This window comes from Kitasatospora sp. NBC_00240, assembly GCF_026342405.1.
In the GTDB taxonomy this organism is placed as follows: Bacteria; Actinomycetota; Actinomycetes; order Streptomycetales; family Streptomycetaceae; genus Kitasatospora.
In genome coordinates this window covers 4,828,829-4,850,728 of sequence record NZ_JAPEMU010000001.1, presented here as the reverse complement: position 1 = coordinate 4,850,728, position 21,900 = coordinate 4,828,829, and the positions used below count along the sequence as shown (strand labels likewise).

The window sequence follows — 21,900 nt, the reverse complement described above, 5'->3', positions numbered from 1 at the left end:
GTCCGCCGGCGGGTGCCGGGGTACGCCGCCCGGGGGCGGGGCGAGTCGCGGGGGGCAGAGCCCGCCGTCACTTCGGGTCGCGGTCGAAGACCGACTTCGACCAGCGGTAGCCGAGTGCCGCCAGGCCGAGGCACCAGAGGACGGTGATCCACCAGTTGTCGCCGATCGGGGTGCCGAGCAGCAGGCCGCGGAGGGTTTCGATGGCGGGGGTGAACGGCTGGTACTGGGCGACGGGCTGGAACCAGCCCGGCATCGCGTCGACCGGGACGAAGGCGCTGGAGATCAGCGGCAGGAAGATCAGCGGCAGCGCGTTGTTGCTCGCCGCCTCGGCGCTCGGGCTGACCATGCCCATCCCGACCGCGATCCAGGTGAACGCCAGGGCGAACAGGGCGAGCAGCCCGAACGCGGCGACCCACTCCAGGACGGTGGCGTCGGTGGACCGGAACCCGATGGCCACGCCGACCGCGCCGACCAGCACCACGCTGACGAGCGCCTGCAGCACGCTGCCGACCACGTGTCCGACGAGCACCGAGCCGCGGTGGATCGCCATGGTGCGGAAGCGGGCGATGATGCCCTCGGTCATGTCGTTGGAGACCGACACCGCGGTGCCGACCAGGGTGCCGCCGATGGTCATCAGCAGGATGCCCGGGACGAGATAGGCGATGTACTGCGAGCGGTCGGCGCCGCCGCCGCCGATGCCCGCGCTCATCACGTCGCCGAAGACGTAGACGAACAGCAGCAGCAGGACGATCGGGGTGAGCAGCAGGTTCAGGGTGAGCGACGGGTAGCGGCGCGCGTGCAGGAGGTTCCGGCGCAGCATCGTGGACGAGTCGCGGACGGCGAGGGAGAGGGAGCTCATCGGACGTTCTCCTTGGGCTGGTCGGTCGGGCCCGGCGCGGCGGTGCCGCCGGTCAGGGCGAAGAACACGTCGTCGAGGTCGGGGGTGTGGACGGTCAGTTCGTCGGCCTCGACGCCGGCGGAGTCCAGCCGGTCGAGGACGGCGCGCAGGTCGCGCTGGCTGCCGTCGCTCGGGATCTGCAGCGTCAGCGACTCGTCGTCGTGGGTCACTTCGCCCAGGGCGACGGCCGCGGTGCGGTAGCCGGCGGGGTCGGTGAAGCGCAGGCGGACGTGGCCGCCGGGGATGAGGCGCTTCAGTTCGTCGGCGGTGCCCTCGGCGGCGATCCTGCCGTCGTTCAGCACCGCGATGCGGTCGGCGAGTTCGTCGGCCTCCTCCAGGTACTGGGTGGTGAGGAAGACGGTGACGCCGCCGGCGACCAGGTCGCGGATGATCTGCCACATGGTGTGGCGGCTGCGGGGGTCCAGGCCGGTGGTCGGCTCGTCCAGGAAGATGATCCGCGGGTCGCCGACCAGGGTCATGGCGATGTCCAGGCGGCGTTTCATACCGCCGGAGTAGGTGGAGGCGGGCTTCTTCGCCGCGTCGGTGAGGTCGAAGCGCTCCAGCAGGTCGGCGGCGACCCGCCGCCCCTCGGCCTTCGACAGGTGGTGCAGGTCCGCCATCAGAAGCATGTTCTCCTCGCCGGTGATCAGGCCGTCGACGGCGGAGAACTGGCCGGTGACGCCGATCGCGGCGCGCACCGCCTGGGGAGCGGCGGCGAGATCGTGGCCCGCGACCTGGGCCTGGCCGCCGTCGGCGGTGATCAGGGTGGAGAGGATCTTGACGGCGGTGGTCTTGCCGGCGCCGTTCGGGCCGAGCAGGGCGAACACGGACCCGGCCGGGATGCGCAGGTCGATCCCGTCGAGCACGGTCTTGTCGCCGTAGGACTTGCGCAGGCCGACGGCGGACACGGCGGCGGGCGCCGGGTGAGCGTCCGAGGTCCTGGGCGTGGGCATGACAGAAGAAGGCATGTGGCCCTCCCTTTTCGAAGGCTGGGGCGGCTGGGGGGAGTGGGCGATTCGGAGCGGGAACTACCGGGGTCAGGCCTTGGTGCGCAGGATGTCGATGTTGCCGTGCCGGGTGCGGGCGCGGACCTGGACGGTGTCCTCGCTCTCCTCCGGGCTCTCGGACGCGCTGAGCGTGTTGCGCACCTGGCCGGAGCCGGAACTGACGTCGAGCCAGGCGGCCGTGCCCTTGCGGACGCCGACCTCGATGGCGCCGTAGGAGGTCTCCAATTGGACGGTGCCGCGGGCCACCTCGCCCACCCGCAGGGTGCCGTGCGCGGTGGTGGCGACCACCGAGCCCTCGGCGCGCGTGATGCTGATGTCGCCGTTGGCGCCGCTCACCCGCAGCTCCCCGACCGCCGCGCCCACGGTCGTGGAGCCGTGCGAGTTCTTCAGGACGGCGGAACCCTCGACGAGCCCGACCCGCAGGCTGCCGGAGCTGGTGGTGATCTCGGCCGCGCCCTCGATCCGGTCCACCGTGATGGAGCCGTGCGAGGCGGTCAGCTTCAGCGGCCCGGTCGTGTCGAGCCGCACGTCACCGGACGAGGTCTTCACCCGGACCTCGCCGAGCCGCCCCTCGCCGAGCACCTGGGCCCAGGAGCCCGTCACGTCGACGCGTGACCCGGTGGGCAGCTCGACCGTCACGTCCACGGTGCCGGTCCGGCCGAACAGGTAGCGCTGCTTGGGCGTCCGGACGGTCAGGGTGCCGCCCGAGTACGTGATCTCGGTCTGGTCGGCCGCCCGGACGTCCTGGTCCCGCTTCGGGTCGCGCGCCCGCACCTCGACGACGGTGTCGGCGCGGTCGCCCGCGGTGAACTGGATGGAGCCGGCCTCCACGTGCGCGACGGCCGAGATCGGGTCTGGAGTGTCGAAAGAAGGCATGGCAGTACCGTCCTCATGAGTCCGTGGGGCGTCCCCGCTGGTGGGACGTGGTGAAGGGTGAAGTGGGGCGGGCGGGGGTGCAGTCAGCGCACCCAGCCCGTGAAGCTCTGGCCGAGCTGCTGGCTCTTCTCCGTCGTGCGCGGCCGGGCGCCGCCCTCGACCGCGGTCGCCACGGCCCGCACCAGCCAGGCGTTGACCGACAGGCCCTCGTGGCCTGCGGCCTCCTCCGCGCGCGCCTTGAGATGGGCCGGCAGGCGCAGGTTGACCCGGGCGGTGCCGCTCTCGTCGCCCTCGGCGGGCGCCTGCGCCCGGAGCGGTTCGACGGGTGCGGCCGGCCCCGCCGGGACACCGCCCTCGGTGGGCGGCAGCGTCACCACGAAGTCCGGGTCGAGCCCTCGCAGCCGGACGTCCACCGAGCCGGGGGCCAGCTCCCGGGTGATCTCGTCCATGGCGGCGGAGAGCACGTTGAGCATGGTCAACCGGGTTGCCGACTCCAGCGGAGCGGTGAGCCTCTCGGCCAGCGCGCGGGCTTCGTCGCCGCCGGCCTCGGCGGCCACCGCGAGTTCACGGCGAAGGGTGTCGACATACGGGGTGAGGTCCATGACGCCATAGTGGCACCACGGTGGCGCCACATGCAAGCCCCGGCATGACATCATCGCCACGGATTCGGCAGGCATGGGTCTGACCTGCGGAAATAGTCTGGCACCTGTCCGGGTGAATGTGGTGCCACGTGTGTCGGTCGCGCCCCGTTGGCCTTCCGTGGTGCCACGTGGTGCCATGTGGCACCAGGCCTGCGCCAATCCCCGCCGGGTGATGTCACGCCACGCCGGCCGGGGGTGGCACCGCCGGCAGACCCCCGGAACGCGGATCGCTCAGACGGCGCCGAACTCCCCTGCGGCGGCGGCTCGTACGAAGGCCTGCAGGGCTTCGGGGGTGAAGGTCAGGACCGGGCCGTCGGGGTCCTTGGAGTCGCGGACACGGCCGGGGTTGGCGTCGTCGACCTCGATGCAGTCGCCGCCGTCGCCGTTGCTGTAGCTACTCTTCCGCCAGCGGGCGGGTTCTGCAGGAGAGCGCATGGCGTTCAGGGACCTCCATCGCCGTTCTGATTGTCGCCGGCGGGTAGTTGCCTGTGATGAGTTCAGACGGTCCCGAACTCTCCTGCGGCGGCGGCTCGTACGAAGGCCTGCAGGGCTTCGGGGGTGAAGGTCAGGACGGGGCCGTCGGGGTCCTTGGAGTCGCGGACACGGCCGGGGTTGGCGTCGTCGACCTCGATGCAGTCGCCGCCGTCGTTGTTGCTGTGGCTGCTCTTGCGCCAGCGGGCGGGCTCCGTGTCAGGTCGCATGGCGTTCGTGGTCCTCCATCGCCGCTCTGATCATCGCCGCCGAGTCCCGGGGCGACAGGGCCTGGGCCCTGAGCAGATCGTATGACTCCCGGAGCTTCGCTACCCTCTCCGGGTCGTCCTCAAGTACCCCTGAGCGGCTGCCTTCCAGATAGGCCACGGTGGCTCGGGTCGGCAGCGTGAGCAAGGTGAGCGAGCCGCCCATCTCGCCGTGTTCTCCGGCGGCGAAGGGCAGCACCTGGATGGTGATATGAGACGGACGTCCGGCGTCGAGCAGGGCTGCAAGCTGCGTGGCCGTCGTATTCGGACCACCAACCGGGCGGCGGAGAGCTGCCTCGTCCAGGATGAACCAGTACCGTGCAGGGGCGTCACCGTGCACTCGCCGCTGGCGGTTGAGGCGGGCGGTGAGCTTGTCCTTGATTTCCTGTTCGGTGGCGTGCGGGTCACCGGAACGCAGGGAGGCCCGGGCGAAGTCGGGTGTCTGCAGCAAGCCCGGCACGGTGATCGTGCAGCTCTCGTGGATCAGCGCCTGAGCGGCCAACTCCATGAACCGGCGGTACTTGTCCGGGAACTCCTGCGCCCGTGCCAGCGGGTAGAGCCCGATGAACAGGCCCTCGGTGCCGAAGACGGCGTCCAGCTTCTCGGACAGTCCCCGGGGCGGGGCGGACTCGGCCGTCTCGATCCGGCTCAGATGGGCCTTGGAGAAGTTCAGAATCGCCGCCAGTCTCGCCAACGACATCCCGTCCGCTCTCAGGCGGTGCCGGCGGATCTCGGCGCCGTAGAGGTCCCGGGCGGATCGTTCCGGGTGGAGGTCACGTCCCTTGAAGACCATCCGGTGGCTCCTTCGTGTTCCCCGTCCGGTCGTGGAACACGGTCGGACTTCCCCAGCGTAGCTGCGCAGGGCGACGCTTGGAGTACGGACGGTGATGACCGTCAAGTACTTCCAGGAGCAGCAACCATGACGAGCATTCAGTCCGGGGCCGACGACTCGACCCCGGATCCGCTGAACGACCGGCACCTGGCCGAGTGCCGCTGCCCGATGGACTGCGGCGGCCGGCCCGAGGCGGGACTGAGACTCGTCGGCCCGTACCCGGCCATCAGGCCGGCCGACGTCGCCCGGGTGCGGCCGCCGGCGGTGCCGTACGTTCCGCGCCGGGTGGGCGAGACCGTCCGCGACGTGCTGAGCGGGCGGCCGGGGGTCTTCATGGGGCGCCTCGGCAACGCGGTCTTCCTCCGGCCGGTGTCCGGCGGGGTGGAGTGGGACGTCGAGCCCCGGTGGATCGATGGCCCGCACGTCTGACGGGGCCCGCACGCCTGACCGGGACGGCCTCGGGGTGCCCGGGGGTGCCGGGCTCTGCGTGCCGGGCACCGCGGCCGGCTTCCTCCTGGAGCTGGGGGCCGAGGTGTGGTCCTGCCGTGCCCACCACCTCTGCGGCCGGCTGCCCGTGGATCCGCGCCGCCAGGTCGCGGCCTGGGCGGCGCTCGGTACGGCCCGTCGCTGGGGTGCGCACTTCCCGTCCGGGCGGTTCTGGGGCTGCTGGGGGAGTGCCGACGCGGCGAGGGGCGGGCGGTGTCAATCGCCTGATCGTCCAAATCGTCCGCCGGGCCCGACCGGCTGCTGATTGTGGGGTGCGGAGGCTGTTGCGCACACTGGCCGGGACAGCGGCAGGGCAGGGGCAGGGAAGCAGCGACGGCGAACCCGGGCGCGCCTGCCCCGGGCCCGGCCCGCGCGCGCCCGACCGTCCGTCCGGATCCCGATCATCCCGGTCATCCAGAGGGTGGCACCCCTCGGCCACTTCACCGGCTACCCCCACCCCCTTGCGGCGGCTCCATAAGTATGATGGATACTGCCCTTGTGAATGTATTCACGTTCACAAGCGGACAAGCTTGCGTGGCAACGTGATGCTCTGTCGCTATAGATGAAGTTTGTCCGCTATGTGATCAAAGGAACCCTGTCCGAGAGAGGGCGAAGTGGACCTAGCAGTCGCTCACGAGACCATTGCGCGGTGGCAGTTCGGCATCACCACCGTCTACCACTACCTCTTCGTCCCGCTGACGATCAGCCTGGCCTCGATCGTGGCCGGGCTGGAGACCGCATGGGTGCGGACCGGCAAGGACAAGTACTTCCACGCCACCAAGTTCTGGGGCAAGCTCTTCCTGATCAACATCGCGATGGGCGTGGTCACCGGGATCGTGCAGGAGTTCCAGTTCGGGATGAACTGGTCCGACTACTCGCGCTTCGTCGGCGACGTGTTCGGGGCTCCGCTCGCGATGGAGGCGCTGATCGCCTTCTTCTTCGAGTCGACCTTCATCGGGCTGTGGATCTTCGGCTGGGACAAGCTACCGAAGAAGCTGCACTGCGCCTGCATGTGGATGGTCGCCATCGGCACGGCCCTCTCCGCGTACTTCATCCTGGCGGCGAACTCCTGGATGCAGCACCCGGTCGGCTACGAGATCAACCCGGCCACCGGTAAGGCCCAGCTCACCGACATCGCGCGGGTGCTGTTCCAGGACACCACCGTGGTCGTCGTCCTGCACACCCTCACCGCGGCCTTCCTCACCGGCGCAGCCTTTGTGATCGGCATCTCGTCCTTCCACCTCTGGAAGGCCAAGCGCAAGCCCGAGACGGCCGACCCGAGGAAGACCGCCGTGATGCGTACCTCGCTGCGGCTCGGGCTCGTCCTGGCGGTGATCTTCGGTCTCGGCAGCGCGCTCAGCGGTGACGAGCTGGCCAAGGTGATGTTCAAGCAGCAGCCGATGAAGATGGCGGCGGCCGAGGCGCTCTGGGAGACCCAGGACCCGGCGCCGTTCTCGATCTTCGCGGTCGGCAACGTCAACGACGGGCACAACTCGGTCGAGCTGGAGATCCCGGGGATACTGTCCTTCCTCGCCAACAGCAACTTCAGCTCGCCGGTGCCGGGCATCAACGACACCGCCGCCGCCGAGGCCGCGAAGTACGGCGGCGATCCCAAGGACTACATCCCGAACATCTTCGTCACGTACTGGGGCTTCCGCCTCATGATCGGCTTCGGGATGACCTCCTTCGTGGTCGGCCTGCTCGGACTCTGGACGACCCGCAAGCGGCGGTTCCTGGCGCCCGAGCACCGCACCGCGGACGACGAGGTGCCGAAGCTGATGCTCACTCCGCACCGCGAACTCGGGCCGTTCCTCACCCGCTGGAGCTGGCGGATCGGCATCGTCACCCTCGGATTCCCGCTGCTCGCCAACAGCTTCGGCTGGATCTTCACCGAGATGGGCCGCCAGCCGTGGGCCGTGTTCGGGCTCATGAGGACGGCCGACGCCGTGTCGCCGAACGTCAGCGTGACCACCCAGGTGATCGCCCTCAGCACCTTCACCCTGCTCTACGCGATCCTCGCCGTGATCGAGGTGAAGCTGCTGGTCAAGTACGCCAAGGCCGGCCCCGACACCGCCGAGCTGCCACCGGCGAAGGACCCGACGCTGCGCGGTCCGTCCTCCGACGAGGACGCCGACAAGCCCCTCGCCTTCGCCTACTGAGGACAGAGAGATCATGGAACTCCACGACGTCTGGTTCATCCTCATCGCCGTCCTGTGGATCGGCTACTTCTTCCTCGAAGGCTTCGACTTCGGCATCGGCGTCCTCACCAAGCTGCTGGCCCGCGGCACCACCGAGCGCCGGGTCCTGATCAACACCATCGGGCCGGTCTGGGACGGCAACGAGGTCTGGCTGCTGACGGCCGGCGGCGCCACCTTCGCGGCCTTCCCGGACTGGTACGCGACGCTGTTCAGCGGCTTCTACATCCCGCTGCTGGTGATCCTGGTCTGCCTGATCGTCAGAGGTGTCGCCTTCGAGTACCGGCACAAGCGGGACGAGGAGCGCTGGCAGCGCAACTGGGAGCACGCGATCTTCTGGACGTCGCTGATCCCGGCCTTCCTGTGGGGCGTCGCGTTCGCCAACATCGTGGCCGGCGTCGACATCGACGCGCAGAAGAACTACACCGGCACCCTGGGGGACCTGCTCAACCCGTACGCCCTCCTCGGCGGGTTGGTGACGCTGTTCCTCTTCACCTTCCACGGCGCGGTGTTCGCCGCCCTCAAGACGGTCGGCGACATCCGGGTCCGGGCCCGGGCGATGGCCCTGCAGCTGGGGCTGGCCACGGCCGTCCTCGCCCTGGTCTTCCTGATCTGGACGCAGGCCGACAGCGGCGACGGCTGGAGCCTGGCCGCCCTGGTGGTCGCGGTGCTGGCGCTGGTCGGGGCGCTGGTGGCCAACCAGCTGGCCCGCGAGGGCTGGGCGTTCGGCCTCTCGGGGCTGACCATCGTGGCGGCGGTCGCGATGCTCTTCCTGGCGCTGTTCCCGGACGTGATGCCTTCCACCCTGAACCCGGAGTGGAGCCTGACCGTCAGCAACGCGTCCTCCTCGCCGTACACGCTCAAGCTGATGACGATCGTCGCCGCGATCTTCACCCCGATCGTGCTGCTCTACCAGGCCTGGACGTACTGGGTGTTCCGCAAGCGGATCGGCGTCCAGCACATCCCGGGGCACGACCCGGCCGCCGCGCTCGACCAGCCGTAACGCTCCTCCCGGCCGCTCGTAGCGCCGTCCGCGCCCCTCCCGCCGCATTCCCTCTCCCGCCGCACCGCCAAGGAGAACCGTCGTGAAGCCCGTCGACCCACGGCTGCTGGGTTACGCCCGCACGACCCGTGCCTTCCTCGCCGGATCGGTGATCCTCGGCGGGGCGGGCGCGGCCCTGGTGGTGGCCCAGGCGAGCCTGATCGCCGACATCGTCGTCCGCGGCTTCCAGCAGCGGGCCGGGCTCGACGAGCTGACCGGCCCGCTGCTGCTGCTCGCTCTCACCGCCGTCGGCCGGGCGCTGGTCGCCTGGCTGACCGAACTGACCGCGCACCGCTCGGTGGCCAGGGTGAAGTCCACCCTGCGCCGCCGGCTGGTCGACCACGCCACGGCGCTCGGGCCGGCGTACCTCGCCGGCCGGCGCACCGGCGAGCTGACCACCCTCGCCACCCGGGGCGTCGACGCCCTGGACGACTACTTCGCCCGCTACCTGCCGCAGCTGGCGCTGGCCGTGGTCGTCCCCGTCGTGGTGCTGCTGCGGATCGTCGGCGCCGACTGGACCTCCGCCGCGATCATCGCCGGCACCCTCCCGCTGATCCCGCTCTTCATGGCCCTGATCGGGATGGCCACCCAGTCCCGGATGGACCGTCAGTGGGCGGGGCTGTCCCGGCTCTCCCACCACTTCCTCGACGTGGTGGCCGGCCTGCCGACGCTCAAGGTCTTCAACCGGGCCAAGGCCCAGGCCGAGACGATCGGGCGGATCACCGCCGAGTACCGCCGGGCCACCCTGCGCACCCTGCGGATCGCCTTCGTCTCCTCCTTCGCGCTGGAGCTGCTCTCCACCCTCTCGGTCGCGCTGGTCGCCGTCTCGATCGGCTTCCGGCTGGTCGACGGGACGCTCGACCTGGAGACCGGCCTGCTGATCCTGATCCTCGCCCCGGAGGTGTACTTCCCGATCCGGCAGGTCGGCGCCCTCTACCACTCCAGCGTGGAGGGGCTCACGGCCGCCGACGAGATCTTCCAGGTCCTGGAGACCCCGCTGCCGGCCACCGGCCCCACCCCGGCCCCGGCCCTGGCGGGCGCCACCCTCACCGTCACCGGCCTCACCGTCACCCACCCGGGCCGCACCGCACCGGCCCTCCAGGACGCCGCCCTCACCCTCACCCCCGGCAGCACCACCGCCCTCACCGGCCCCAGCGGAGCCGGCAAGAGCACCCTGCTCTCCGTCCTGCTCGGCCTCACCACCCCGGACGCCGGCACCGTCACCGTGACCACCCCGGACGGGACCGCCCACCGACTGGCCGACCTGGACCCCACCACCTGGCGCCGCCAGATCGCCTGGGTCCCCCAGCACCCCCACCTCTTCGCCGGCAGCATCGCCGACAACGTCCGCCTCGCCGCCCCCGCCGCCACCGACGACGCCGTCCGCACCGCCCTGGCCGCCGCCCACGCCCTGGACTTCACCACCCGCCTCCCCCAGGGCATCCACACCCCTCTCGGCGAAGGCGGCACCGGCCTCTCCGCGGGCCAGCGCCAGCGCCTCGCCCTGGCCCGCGCCCTGCTCGCCACCGACCGCCCCCTCGTCCTGCTCGACGAGCCCACCGCCAACCTGGACGGCGAGAGCGAGGCCGCCGTGGTCGCCGCCGTCCGCACCCTCGCCGAGGACCCCACCCGCACCGTCCTCCTGATCGCCCACCGCCCCGCCCTCCTGGCCGTGGCCGACCACCACACCCACCTGAACACCCCCCTCACCCGCACTCGCACCCTTCCCCCCACCACCGTCCCCCTTCCCCTCACCACCGTCCCCCTTCCCCCCACCACCCCCCTCCCCCTTCCCCCCACCACCCCCCTCCCCCTTCCCCCCACCACCGTCCCCCTTCCCCCCACCACCCCCCACCCCCTTCCCCCCACCGAGGGTGCGCTGCGCGAGGGGGCGGCGGACGGGGTGGGTACGGAGGGGGGCGTGGTGCGCGATTATCGGACTGCCAACGGCGAGAACCCGGCACACGAGGGTCGGCAGTCCGATAATCGTGCAGCCCCCCGTAGTACCCACCCCGGGAGCCGACCCCGCAACCACCCACCCGAGAGCAACCACCGCCCGAGCCCCGCGCGCAGCGCACCCCGCCTCACAGCAGCCACCACCCTCGGCACCGCCGCCCTCCTCTCCGCCGTAGCCCTGATGGCCACCTCCGGCTACCTCATCTCGTACGCCTCCGAGATGCCCCCCGTCCTCTACCTGATGATGGCCGTCACCGCCGTCCGCGCCTTCGGCATCGGCCGCAGCGTCTTCCGCTACGCCGAGCGGCTGGTCTCGCACGACGCCGTCCTGCGCACCCTGGGCACCCTCCGCACCGCCGTCTACGCGCGCCTCGAACAGCTGGCCCCGGCGGGCCTGCCGGCCTTCCGCCGGGGTGACCTGCTCTCCCGGCTGGTGGCGGACGTGGACGCGGTCCAGGACCACTACCTGCGCTGGCGGCTGCCCGCCTCGATCGCCGCCGCCGTATCGGTGGTTTCGGCGGTCGGGCTCGGGCTGTTCCTCCCGACGGCGGGGGTGGTCCTGGTGGTGGGCCTGCTGCTGGGGGGCGGGGTCGTCCCGGCGCTGGCGGCCCGGTTGTCGGGCCGGACGGAGCGGCGGCAGGCGCCGGCTCGGGGCGAGCTGGCGAACACCGTGGTGGACACCTTCACGGGGACCGCCGAGCTGACCGTCGCGGGTGCGCTGCCGCGGCGGCTGGCGGCGGTCCGCGCGGCGGACGCCGACCTCACCGCGCTGGCGGCGCGGTCGGCGGCGACCACGGCGCTCGGCGCGGGGCTGGTGGCGCTGCTGACCGGGCTGACGGTGACGGCGGCCGCGGCGGTGGGCCTGCGGGGTGTGGCGAGCGGGGCACTGGCGCCCGTCTGCCTGGCGGTGGTGGTGCTGATGCCGCTGGCCGCGTTCGAGGCGGTGGCGGGGATGCCGCTCGCGGTGCAGGCGCGGGAGCGGAGCAGGGCGGCGCGGGCCCGGCTGGCGGACGTGCTGGAGTCCCCGCTGCCGGTGACCGAGCCGGCCGACCCGGCGCCGCTGCCGGCCGAGCCGCTGCCGATCGCCGTCCGGGGGATGAGCGCCCGCTACCCGGGCGCGGAGCGGGACGCGCTCTTGGGCGTGTCGCTCACCCTGGCGGCGGGCCGCCGGATCGCGGTGGTGGGGCCGTCCGGGTCGGGCAAGAGCACGCTGGCGCTGACGCTGCTGCGGTTCCTGGACCGGACGGCGGGGACGGTGATGCTGGCCGATCACTGTCCACAGGCTGTGGACAGTGATCGGACGGCCTCGGACGACGTCCGCCGGGTGATCGGCCTGTGCGCCCAGGACGCGCACGTCTTCGACAGCTCGCTGCGCGAGAACCTGCGGCTGGCCCGGCCCGGCGCCACCGACGAGGAGCTGCGGGCGGCGCTCGCGTCGGCCCGGCTGCTGGACTGGGTGGACACCCTGCCGGCCGGCCTGGACACCATGGTCGGCGAGCACGGCGGACGGCTCTCGGGCGGCCAGCGCCAGCGCCTGGCCCTGGCCCGCGCCCTGCTCGCGGACTTCCCCGTGCTGGTGCTGGACGAGCCCGCCGAGCACCTCGACCTGCCGACCGCCGACGCCCTCACGGCGGACCTGCTGGCGGCCACGGCCGGCCGCACCACCCTGTTGATCACCCACCGGCTGGCCGGCCTGGCCGCCCCGGGGGCGGTGGACGAGATCCTCGTCCTCGACCACGGCCGGGTGGTCGAACGCGGTGGCTGGGCCGAGCTGACCGCCGACCCCGAGAGCCGGCTGCACGCGATGTGGCAGCGCGAGCGCGAGGCCGACGGCCTCCTCCTGCTCGACGCGCACTGAACCGCTCCCACCCCACCCCACCACCCACCCCCTTCCGCTCCCTCGGCCGACGCGCCGCTCCCTCGGCCGACGCGCCGCTCCCTCGGCCGACGCGCCGCTCCCTCCGCCGACGCACCGCTCCCCCGTTCGTCCAGCCGTCCAAATCCACCCAAACTAGGCTCATCCCATGGCCCGCACATCCGACCGCGGCCCCGACCGCGACCCCGCCAGTACCCCCACGCATGCCCCCACCCCCGCCGGCGACCACACCCCCGAGCCGCACCCGGCCCCCCACCGGGTGCCCGAGATCGCCTCGCTCGGCCTGGACACCCTGGTCACCGAGGTGGCGGAGCGGCTGCAGTCGGCCGCCGCCGTCACCGACCGGATGCAGCGGCTGCTGGAGGCGGTGGTCTCGGTCGGCGCGGGGCTGGACCTGCACGCCACGCTCCAGCGGATCGCGATCGGGGCGGCCGAACTGGTCGACGCCCGGTACGCCGCGCTCGGCGTGATCTCGCCGACCGGCCACGGGCTGGCCGACTTCATCCACGTGGGGGTGGACGAGGAGACGGCGGCCAGGATCGGCGAGCTACCGGCCGGACGGGGCATCCTGGGTGCGCTGATCGACCGCCCGGAGCCCCTGCGGCTGACCGATCTGGCCGCCGACCCGCGCTCCGCCGGGTTCCCGAGGCACCACCCGCCGATGACGTCCTTCCTGGGCGAGCCGATCCGGGTGCGCGGCGAGGTGTTCGGCAACATCTACCTGACCGAGAAGGCAGGCGGCGGGGCGTTCACGCCGGAGGACGAGCAGGTGCTGCACGCGCTGGCGGCGGCGGCCGGGGTGGCGATCGAGAACTCCCGGCTCTACGAGGAGGGGCGGCGCCGCGAGCGGTGGATCGCGGGGGCGAACGCGGTGACCACCGCGCTGCTCTCCACCGACGATGCGCAGGTGGCGCTGACGGTGGCGGCCGAGCAGGTCCGGGAACTGGCCGGGGCGGCGCTGGGGATGATCCTGCTGCCGACCGGCGGCGGGCAGCTGCGGGTCTCGCACGCCTCGGGGGAGGCGGCCGAGTTCGTCACCGGTGAGCTGGTGCCGCAGAGCGGGTTCGCGGCCCGGCTGCTGGAGGGGGAGAGCGTCTACCTGGACGACATGTCGGGCGACCCCACGGTGGAGATCAGGCTGGCCCGGACCTTCGGGCCGTCGATGGCGGTGCCGATGGTGGCCGCCGGGCGGGTGCTCGGCGCGCTGGGGGTGTGGCGGAGCAAGGGCGCGACGCCGTTCACGGAGGCCGAGAAGCAGCTCGCGCAGACCTTCGCCTCGCAGGCCGCGCTGGCGCTGCGGCTGGCCGAGGCGCAGCGCGACCGGCAGCGGCTGGCGGTGTTCCAGGACCGCGACCGGATCGCCCGGGACCTGCACGACCTGGTGATCCAGCGGCTGTTCGCGACCGGCATGATGCTGGAGAGCGCCGCCCGGCGGGCCGTGGTGCCGGAGGTGCAGACCGGGATCGGCAAGGCCGTGGACGAGCTGGACGCGACCATCCAGGAGGTCCGCACCACCATCTACGCCCTGCAGCACGACGGCCAGGGCGACGAGCCGGACACCCTGCGGACCAGGGTGCTGCGGGAGGGCAGTCAGGCTGCGGCAGCTCTGGGGTTCAAGCCCTCGGTGGCCTTCACCGGGCCGGTGGAGAGCCTGGTGGGGGAGAAGGCGGGCCGTCAACTGCTGGCGGCACTGAGGGAGATGCTCTCCAACACGGCCCGGCACGCGCGGGCCTCCCGGGTGCGGGTGGACGTGGACGCCACCGTGCATCTGAACGACGAGGGGCGTCCCGTCCCGGGTGATCCGGAGTCGCTGGAGCGGGCCGGGCGGCCGGGGGTGCTGCTGTCGGTGACGGACGACGGGGTGGGGATCCCGGAGGGTGGCCGGCGCAGCGGGCTGCGCAACCTGGCCCGCCGGGCGGAGGCGCTGGGTGGGGACGCGTGGCACGAGCCGGGGCCGTACGGCAAGGGCACCTCGGTGCGTTGGACGGCTCGGCTCTGACGACGTCGCAGGCAACGCGAAGTGTGCACTTGGTGAAAGTTTAACGAGGGAGAACTTCCCGGCCAACGGAGCAAGTTGTGCATTTGCTGCCCTTCCAGAGCGCTTGTGTGCACACATAGCTTTGCCTCGTCTCGCTGAACGGACGGGGGGAGCAGTGGACGCGTCGGCCCGCGGTCGCGCCGTATCACCAGGTTTAGGCAAAGCAGGGCCGAGGGGTGGGTTCCGGACCGAGCGGGGGCCCGACGGCCGGTACCGGTGGCAGCTGAAGGCGTCGAACGGGCGGCTCGTCGCGGTGTCGCCGGCCGCCTTCGACACGCCGGCGGAGGCCGAGCGGAGCTTCGAGAACCTTCGGACGGCCGCGCCGGAGCTGGTCGCCCGGATCACCCATGTCCGGGACGGCATCGGCTGGATCTGGGTCGTCCCCGGCTCGCGGGGCCTGCCCGAGATCCGCTCCAGCCGCCCGTACGAGCGGTACGCGACCTGCCAGAACGCCTTCCGCCGGTTCGTCGTGCTGCTCGGCAAGCTGGCCGATCCCGCCGACGAAACGGTGCAACTCCCCTCGGACAGCAGACGCTTGAGACCCACCGATGCCCGCTGAGGCACGCGGCCCGCGACTGCTGACCGTGCACGGGGCAGATCGCGGGGTCGGCTGGGCGATGCGCGCGGCCAACGGCCGACAGCTCGCCGTCGGCGCCCGGAACTACCGTGGCGAAGCGGAACTATCCTCCGCCATAAGACAGTTGCTCATCGAGCGGGCCGCCCTGCGCTGTACTGTCGGGCAGTCGGAGGCCCGGCTCTGGATCTGGACGGCCTACCTCCCGCCGCGCAGCACCCGGCCGGGCGCCGAGGAGGCCGAGCCGATCGCCCGCAGCGCGCGCGGCTACCTGCGCCGCGACCAGTGCCAGGGTGGTGTCGACAGCTTCCTGACCGCCCTGCAGGCCCTCGGGCGGGAGCTGCGCCGCACCGGACAGGGCGACCGGTGGCCCTGGTGAATCGCAGGTATCCGGCAAGGTCCCGAACCGCCACCGAGAGAAGAACGTCGACGGGCCCGCCGTGTCCTCCGGCCGCCCGCCATCCCCTTTGTGACCTGCGCGGACGTCCGCGCGCCGTCCGATGCGCCGGGCGCCGCCGCCGGCCGGGCGGCCCTTCCGGGGGAAAGGCCCGCCGGACAGGATCAGGTCTGCCGGAGCGGCCGCCGCGGACTCCGGCCCCGGGCCTCATCAGGGTCACGGGTAGCGATGTACGTCTCTCCCACCGGAGGAATCGGAACATGCGCAAGACCGCTGCCAAGCTGCTCACCGCCGCCGCCCTCGCGACCTCGCTCGTCTCCGTCGCGAGCGGCACCGCGATGGCCGACCCGTCCGTCGTACCGGCCACCCAGGACATCGTGGGCGTCGGCTCGGACACCACGCAGACCGTTCTGAACCAGTTCTCGACCGACTACAACGCCTACCTCACGGGCCTGGGCGACACCACCTCCCCGCGCCTCTACAGCTTCGACGCGACGGGCTCGGCGACCATCACCGCCAAGGCCGGCACCACCGCCTTCGCCCGCCCGAACGGCTCCGGCGCCGGCATCACCGCGCTGAACCAGACCAGCCCGGCGGTCCTGCCGATCGACTTCGCGCGCTCCTCGCGTGCCCCGCAGACCGGTGACCTGACGACGGACATCTTCGTCGGCTTCGCCAAGGACGCGGTGACCTGGTCCGCCAAGTCCACCGGCAGCAACGCCCCCGCCAACCTGACCACGGCGGACCTGAAGAACATCTACAACGGCACCTACACCACCTGGAACCAGATCACCGACATCGCGGGCTACACCGGCCCGAACGTCACGATCAAGCCGTACCTGCCGCAGGCCAGCTCCGGCACCCGTTCCTTCTTCCTCAAGGCCATCGGCGTCACCACCCTGGGCGCCAACGTCGTCACCGGCCCCGAGGAGAACGAGGGCACCGACGCGGCCCTCAACAACGCCAACGTGATCTTCCCCTACTCGGTGGGTCACTACGTCGGCCAGGTCTACGGCGGCCACTCCAGCGGCACCGACGCCGCCGGTGTGCTGAGCCTGCGCTCGATCAACGGTGTCGCCCCGCTCACCGCGAGCAACACCATCAACCCGACCTTCGCCAACCCGACCTACGGCCGCACCCTGTACAACGTGGTCCGTAACGCCGAGTGGACCGCCGCCACCACCAAGGGCACCGCCCTGCGCAACATCTTCGGCACCAGCGGCTGGATCTGCACCAGCGGCGCCGCCGACATCGCCAGCTACGGCTTCCTGACCATCGGCGGCTGCGGCAGCACCACCCACATCTGATCGACCACCACGCACATCCGATCCACCGTCAAACACCGTCGGCCGGGGGCGTCACGCCCCCGGCCGACGGGCCGCGCGGAGTCCTCCGGGCCGTGGCCCGGGGTGAAGCGCGCGGTACGTCCCGCCGAACCGTCCGGGAAGCCGCCTCCGTACGCCCCGCCAGGTGGCGGCGAGCCGGCCACCGCACCCGGCGGCCGCGGTGGCGTCCCGTCAGTGACCCCCGGCGGCAGGGGGCGCGGCCGCGATCGTCCCGGCCCTCCCGAAGTACCACCAGCACCACCCCGCCCAGCGCGCATCCCAAGGAGAGCAGCATGTCCCGCACCAGCGTTCGCCTCGCCGCCACCGCCGCCACCGCGGTCCTCGCCGTGACCGGTCTGTCCGGTGCGGCCGCCGCCGACACCACCCCGGCCCCGGCCGCTCCGGCGAGCGGCAGCGTCGTCGTCCACGAGAGCACCTCGTTCATCCAGCAGACGGCCGCGGCCGGTGTCGTGGTGGTCCCGCTCCCCGCCGGCCAGCCCGGCTACGACAGTGCCACGGGCTTCTCGGCGACCTTCCCGGCGACCGGTGGCAACGCCGACCTGCAGGCCTTCTACGACAAGATCGACCTGGGCGGCGGCCTGCTGTTCGTCAACCTGCTCACCGGCAAGACCGCGATCTTCAAGCAGCTGGCCTTCCAGGCCGACACCTGGAAGCTCACCGGTGTGCCGCTGGGTGGCACCGCGCCGGTCAACCTGCTCGACCCGGCCGGTGACAACCAGATCACCCGGACCGGCACCACGCAGTCGCTGGAGGCCTCGGACCTCAAGGTGGACGCCCAGGGCGCCCAGTACGTCGACGGCAAGCTCGGCACCACCTTCTTCCAGGGCGGCCAGTCCATCGGTTCGTTCTCCGTCACCTTCACCCCCGCGAGCTGAAGGGCCCCTCGGCCATGCCGTGAGCAAGCAGCGGGTCCACGCGCCGCCGCGCGTGGGCCCGCCTCCCGGCGTGCCCGTACGACGGCGGCCGTATGTCACAACGGGCTTGCGGCGCTGACGTGTTGTGGCCTCGTACACCCTGTCGACCGGACCCGGCCATGTCCGGCTGGCCGAATAGTGACGCACCGGAACCGTCGGTACGCCCACAGATCCGTCCCATCGCCCCGCGCACGTCCGTGCGCAGCTCCACGGAGGTGCCCGTCATGAGAGTCCGCCAGCCAGACCCGAGACATCAGGGGTGGTGGCGGAGGAGGCTGCCTGCGCTGACGCTCGCCCTGGCCGTGGTCGCCACGCTCTCGGTGCTGCCGCTCGGCCTCGGGCCGGCCACCGAGGCACAGGCGGCCACCGGGGTCACGGTGGAGGGGCCGGAGATCTGGGACCCGGCCTCCGGGACGTACGGCGCCCGGGGCCAGGTGTCGGTCTCGCACGGCAGGAACCTCACCAACGAGGTGGTCCAGGTCTCCTGGAGCGGCTTCACGCCGACGGTGATGTGGGACGGCACGCCGGCGAGCCTGGTCCGGGAGTTCAGCGCCGAGGTGATGTACCCGGTGCGCATCTACCAGTGCCGGGGTGACAACCCGAAGCCGACCGACTGCTACGGCAACACGATGTACGGCGGCGACCCGGCGCTCGGCTTCGAGCAGCCGAGCCGCCCGGACGGCACCACCACCCCGGACTTCCCGTCCAACCACCGGATCGCGGTGACCGGGCCGGACGGCTCCGGCACGGCCAGCATCGAGGTCTGGACGTCGACGCAGAGTCCGTCGCTGGGCTGCGACGCGACCCACCCCTGTTCGATCGTGGTCGAGCCCAACTACGGCGGCGACCCGCTCGACAACTTCGGCCACCGGGGCGCCGCGGACTGCGCCGACCACTCGCTGGACATGGACTTCGAGAGCAACACCGCCACCGACCTGGTCTTCACCGGGCTGGAGAACCCGAAGACCCACAACCGCACCGGCGAGCAGTGCGCCTGGACGCACCGCGCCGTCGTGCCGCTGGAGTTCGCGCCGACCGCGGCCGACTGCAAGGCCGCCGCCGCGGACTTCGACGCGGCCGGGCTGGAGATGGCCAACCGGGCGCTGCAGCAGTGGCGTTCGGGTCTCTGCAAGGGCGACGCGCCGCTGAACCTGCAGTACAGCTTCGCCGGTGGCGAGCCGCAGGCGCGGGGGGACTTCCTGGCCGGTTCGGGCCCCGACATCGCCCTCACGGCCCGGGCCGACACGGGGGCCGCGCCGCGGCCGTACGTCTACGCGCCGCTGGCCACCACCGGGATCTCGGTGGTCTTCGTGGTGGACGACCCGAACACGGGCCGGGAGATCCGCAACATGCGGCTGAACGCCCGGCTGCTGGCCAAGCTGCTCACCCAGTCGTACACCTTCGGTGCCTCGGACATCGTCTCGGTGGCGGGCAACCCGTCGAACATCTTCGTGGACCCGGAGTTCCAGCAGCTGAACCCGGTCTCGCTGAACGGCGGTGCCTCCTGGCCGACCTTCGCGGGCCCGGACATGCTGCCCGTCGTCCTCGGCGGGACCACGGACCTCGTCCACCAGCTGACCTCGTGGATCGCCTCGGACCCGGAGGCGTCCCAGTTCCTCCAGGGCTCGCCGGACCCGTGGGGCATGCACGTGGACTCCTTCTACCTGCGGCCCAAGTTCGCCGGCTACCCGGTGGAGGCGCTGCAGCCGCAGGACTTCTCCGGGATTCCCGGCGAGACCGGGGACAAGGCCGTCTGGAAGCAGTGGGAGTGGAACCCCTTGCTCGGCGGCCTCGGCCAGGTCGGCCGCAACATGCTGCAGTTCCAGGGCACGGCCCTGCGGACCGACGCGGACGGGAACGGCAACCACCCCAGGGTCGCCGCGCAGACCATCGGCCAGCGCACCATGTTCGCGATCCTGGACGCCGGGCAGGCGAAGGCCTTCGCCCTGCCGGAGGCCGCGCTGCGGAACCCGGCCGGCGCCTTCGTGGCACCGGGCCTGGACTCCTACCAGGCGGCCGTCGCCGACATGCCCGTCGACCCGGTCAACGGCACCCAGCACCTGCCCTACGGCGTGGACGGCACGGCCTTCACCAAGGACCAGGGCGCGTACCCGCTGACCACGGTGCAGTACGCCATGACCCCGACCTCGGGCCTGTCCGCGGCGAAGGCCAAGGCGGTCTCGGCCTTCCTCAAGCGGGTCACCGACCAGGGCGAGGGCCAGATCTACGGCCTCAACCCGGGGCAGCTCGCGCCGGGCTTCCTGGGGCTGACGCCGAGCCAGTCGGCCCAGGCCAAGGCGGCCGTGGCCCATGTCTCTACGCAGGACGGCGCGCTGCCGGGCAACCAGACGGCGCCGGCCGCCGAGGGCGGCACCGAGGGCGGGTCCTCGTCCGGCGGCTCCGCCTCCGGCGGGGGGACCGGATCGGCCGGCGGCGGCGTCGGCGACCAGGGCTCCGGCGCGACCACCGGTGGCACCGGTTCGAGCGGTGGCACGGGCGGGACGAGCGGTGACACCTTCGGCGGGGGGACGGCCGGCGGCGCGGGTACGACGGCGGGCGCGGCCGCCACCGCGCCGGCCGCGGCGAAGCCCGGCGCCTCACCGTCGGCCGCCGCGAGCGGCGGCGCGCTGGACGCGGCGCCGGTGGCGGCCGGTCGGCCGGCTCCGGACCGCGCCGGTACGGCCCGGTTGCTGCTGCCGGTGGCGCTGATCGCCGGCCTGGTGCTGCTGGTCGGCGGCCCGGCGGCGCTCGTCCTGGGCGGTACTCCGGCCGGCGGCCGGCTCGTGGCGGGCGTGCGCTCGGGCTGGGCGCGGCTGCGCGGGACCCGGCCCTGACCGGCGGTCCGTCCGGCGGGTGAGGACGTCCGGCGGGGCCCCGTCCAGGCCCCGCCGGACCGCCCCGCCGGACGGGTCCGCCCGTGGCCGCCGCCCGTGGCCGCCGCCGGTACCCGCCACCGCCTCACCGCCACAGCGGTGCCCCCGAACCCTTCTTCCGTACCGAGTCCCGTACCGAGCGCGCCGGAGAGCAGACCATGACAGCCGCCATCGAGCCCGCGGCGCCCTTCGCCCGGGCCACCTCCGACCCCGACGTCCCCCGTACGATCACCGCTCCCGCGACGCCCGCCGACCGGCTGTTCCGCGGCGTGCTGCGGGCGGCCGGCCTCTCGGTCTTCGTGATCATGGGGCTGATCGCGTTCTTCCTGCTGCTGCGCGGCTCGGACGCGCTCCGGGCGGTCGGCTGGTCGTTCCTGACCGAGCAGAAGTGGCGCACCCAGGCGCACTCCTTCGGCATCGCGGCGGTGCTGCCCAACGGCCTGCTGATCGCGGTGATCGCGCTGGTCATCGCGGTGCCGGTGGCGCTCACCACCGCCGTCTTCATCTCCGAGTACGCCCCGGTCCGGCTGCGGGCGACGCTGATCTCGCTGGTCGACCTGATGGCGGCGATCCCCAGCATCGTCTACGGCCTGTGGGGCCTGTTCTTCCTGCAGCCCCGGATCATCGGTTTCGTCCGCTGGACGGCGATGCACCTGGGGGACGCGATCCCGTTCCTGAAGGTGCGTACCGGTGACATCGGCACCTCGTACACCTCGTCCACCTTCATCGCGGGCGTGGTGGTGTCGCTGATGATCATCCCGATCGTGGCCTCGCTCAGCCGGGAGGTGTTCTCCCAGGCGCCGCAGGGCGAGCGGGAGGGCGCGTACGCGCTGGGCAGCACCCGCTGGGGGATGGTGCGCACGGTGGTGCTGCCGTTCGGCCGGGGCGGCGTGATCGGGGCGGTGATGCTCGGCTTCGGTCGGGCGATGGGCGAGACCATCGCGGTCGCGCTGATCATCTCGCCGAACTTCAAGGCGATCACCCATGTGCTGGAGAACGGCGCCAACTCGATCTCGGCGCTGATCGCGCTGCGTTTCGGGGAGTCGGACGCGCTGTCGCTGTCCGCGCTGATGGCGGCCGGCCTGGTGCTGTTCGCCCTCACCCTGCTGGTCAACCTGGCGGCGGGTGTCGTCATCAACCGGTCCCGCTCCGGCGCGACCACGGCGGACTGACCGTGCCCGGCCGCCCGGCCCCGCAGGCTTCGGCCGACCG

Annotated in this window: 18 protein-coding genes; 11 read left to right on the top strand and 7 right to left on the bottom strand. The window is 72.4% G+C overall.

Annotation, left to right across the window (positions count from 1 at the left end):
- Positions 1 to 67: 67 nt before the first annotated feature.
- The 7 genes from OG689_RS20545 to OG689_RS20515 all read right to left on the bottom strand — a co-directional run bounded on the left by OG689_RS20545 (position 68) and on the right by OG689_RS20515 (position 4,952).
- Complete coding sequence (locus tag OG689_RS20545; protein WP_266322338.1) at positions 68 to 859, bottom strand: ABC transporter permease; 792 nt, start codon at positions 857 to 859, stop codon at positions 68 to 70.
- The gene (locus OG689_RS20540; protein WP_266327299.1) at positions 856 to 1,851 is read right to left on the bottom strand and encodes an ATP-binding cassette domain-containing protein; all 996 of its coding nucleotides are present in this window, start codon (positions 1,849 to 1,851) and stop codon (positions 856 to 858) included. The genes OG689_RS20545 and OG689_RS20540 overlap by 4 nt, the downstream gene beginning before the upstream one ends.
- An 84-nt stretch (positions 1,852 to 1,935) precedes the next feature.
- Positions 1,936 to 2,781, bottom strand: coding sequence for a DUF4097 family beta strand repeat-containing protein (locus OG689_RS20535; RefSeq protein WP_266322336.1), 846 nt, complete (start codon positions 2,779 to 2,781; stop codon positions 1,936 to 1,938).
- Between the two features lie 83 nt (positions 2,782 to 2,864).
- A complete protein-coding gene (locus OG689_RS20530; RefSeq protein ID WP_266322334.1) occupies positions 2,865 to 3,383 on the bottom strand; it encodes a toxin-antitoxin system HicB family antitoxin in 519 nt (172 codons plus the stop codon).
- A 270-nt stretch (positions 3,384 to 3,653) separates the two neighbouring features.
- The gene (locus OG689_RS20525; protein ID WP_266322332.1) at positions 3,654 to 3,857 is read right to left on the bottom strand and encodes a DUF397 domain-containing protein; all 204 of its coding nucleotides are present in this window, start codon (positions 3,855 to 3,857) and stop codon (positions 3,654 to 3,656) included.
- 62 nt (positions 3,858 to 3,919) lie between these two features.
- The gene (locus OG689_RS20520) at positions 3,920 to 4,123 is read right to left on the bottom strand and encodes a DUF397 domain-containing protein (RefSeq protein WP_266322331.1); all 204 of its coding nucleotides are present in this window, start codon (positions 4,121 to 4,123) and stop codon (positions 3,920 to 3,922) included.
- Complete coding sequence (locus OG689_RS20515; RefSeq protein WP_266322329.1) at positions 4,113 to 4,952, bottom strand: helix-turn-helix transcriptional regulator; 840 nt, start codon at positions 4,950 to 4,952, stop codon at positions 4,113 to 4,115. Before OG689_RS20515 ends, OG689_RS20520 begins: the two co-directional genes overlap by 11 nt.
- 126 nt (positions 4,953 to 5,078) lie before the next feature.
- Between OG689_RS20515 and OG689_RS20510 the strand changes: the two genes are divergently transcribed.
- The 11 genes from OG689_RS20510 to pstC all read left to right on the top strand — a co-directional run bounded on the left by OG689_RS20510 (position 5,079) and on the right by pstC (position 21,860).
- The gene (locus tag OG689_RS20510) at positions 5,079 to 5,420 is read left to right on the top strand and encodes a hypothetical protein (protein WP_266322327.1); all 342 of its coding nucleotides are present in this window, start codon (positions 5,079 to 5,081) and stop codon (positions 5,418 to 5,420) included.
- Between the two features lie 671 nt (positions 5,421 to 6,091).
- The gene (locus OG689_RS20505; RefSeq protein WP_266322325.1) at positions 6,092 to 7,636 is read left to right on the top strand and encodes a cytochrome ubiquinol oxidase subunit I; all 1,545 of its coding nucleotides are present in this window, start codon (positions 6,092 to 6,094) and stop codon (positions 7,634 to 7,636) included.
- A 13-nt stretch (positions 7,637 to 7,649) separates the two neighbouring features.
- Positions 7,650 to 8,675: a cytochrome d ubiquinol oxidase subunit II gene (gene cydB / locus OG689_RS20500; protein ID WP_266322324.1), complete on the top strand. Its 1,026-nt coding sequence runs from the start codon at positions 7,650 to 7,652 to the stop codon at positions 8,673 to 8,675.
- 82 nt (positions 8,676 to 8,757) lie between these two features.
- Entirely contained in the window at positions 8,758 to 12,528 is a 3,771-nt protein-coding gene (gene cydD, locus OG689_RS20495) for a thiol reductant ABC exporter subunit CydD (RefSeq protein WP_266322322.1), read from the top strand.
- A 364-nt stretch (positions 12,529 to 12,892) separates the two neighbouring features.
- Positions 12,893 to 14,545, top strand: coding sequence for a GAF domain-containing protein (locus OG689_RS20490; protein ID WP_266327297.1), 1,653 nt, complete (start codon positions 12,893 to 12,895; stop codon positions 14,543 to 14,545).
- A gap of 292 nt (positions 14,546 to 14,837) precedes the next feature.
- Positions 14,838 to 15,143, top strand: coding sequence for a hypothetical protein (locus OG689_RS20485; RefSeq protein ID WP_266322320.1), 306 nt, complete (start codon positions 14,838 to 14,840; stop codon positions 15,141 to 15,143).
- A complete protein-coding gene (locus OG689_RS20480) occupies positions 15,133 to 15,537 on the top strand; it encodes a hypothetical protein (RefSeq protein ID WP_266322318.1) in 405 nt (134 codons plus the stop codon). Before OG689_RS20485 ends, OG689_RS20480 begins: the two co-directional genes overlap by 11 nt.
- A 278-nt stretch (positions 15,538 to 15,815) precedes the next feature.
- Positions 15,816 to 16,862 carry a substrate-binding domain-containing protein gene (locus OG689_RS20475; protein WP_266322316.1) on the top strand — a complete coding sequence of 349 codons (1,047 nt, stop codon included), beginning with the start codon at positions 15,816 to 15,818 and terminating at the stop codon, positions 16,860 to 16,862.
- Between the two features lie 311 nt (positions 16,863 to 17,173).
- Entirely contained in the window at positions 17,174 to 17,776 is a 603-nt protein-coding gene (locus OG689_RS20470; protein ID WP_266322314.1) for a hypothetical protein, read from the top strand.
- Positions 17,777 to 18,039: 263 nt separating this feature from the next.
- On the top strand, positions 18,040 to 20,649 hold the full coding sequence (locus OG689_RS20465; RefSeq protein WP_266322313.1) for a hypothetical protein: 2,610 nt from the start codon (positions 18,040 to 18,042) through the stop codon (positions 20,647 to 20,649).
- A gap of 197 nt (positions 20,650 to 20,846) precedes the next feature.
- Positions 20,847 to 21,860 carry a phosphate ABC transporter permease subunit PstC gene (pstC, locus tag OG689_RS20460; RefSeq protein ID WP_266322312.1) on the top strand — a complete coding sequence of 338 codons (1,014 nt, stop codon included), beginning with the start codon at positions 20,847 to 20,849 and terminating at the stop codon, positions 21,858 to 21,860.
- The last annotated feature ends 40 nt before the right edge of the window (positions 21,861 to 21,900 follow it).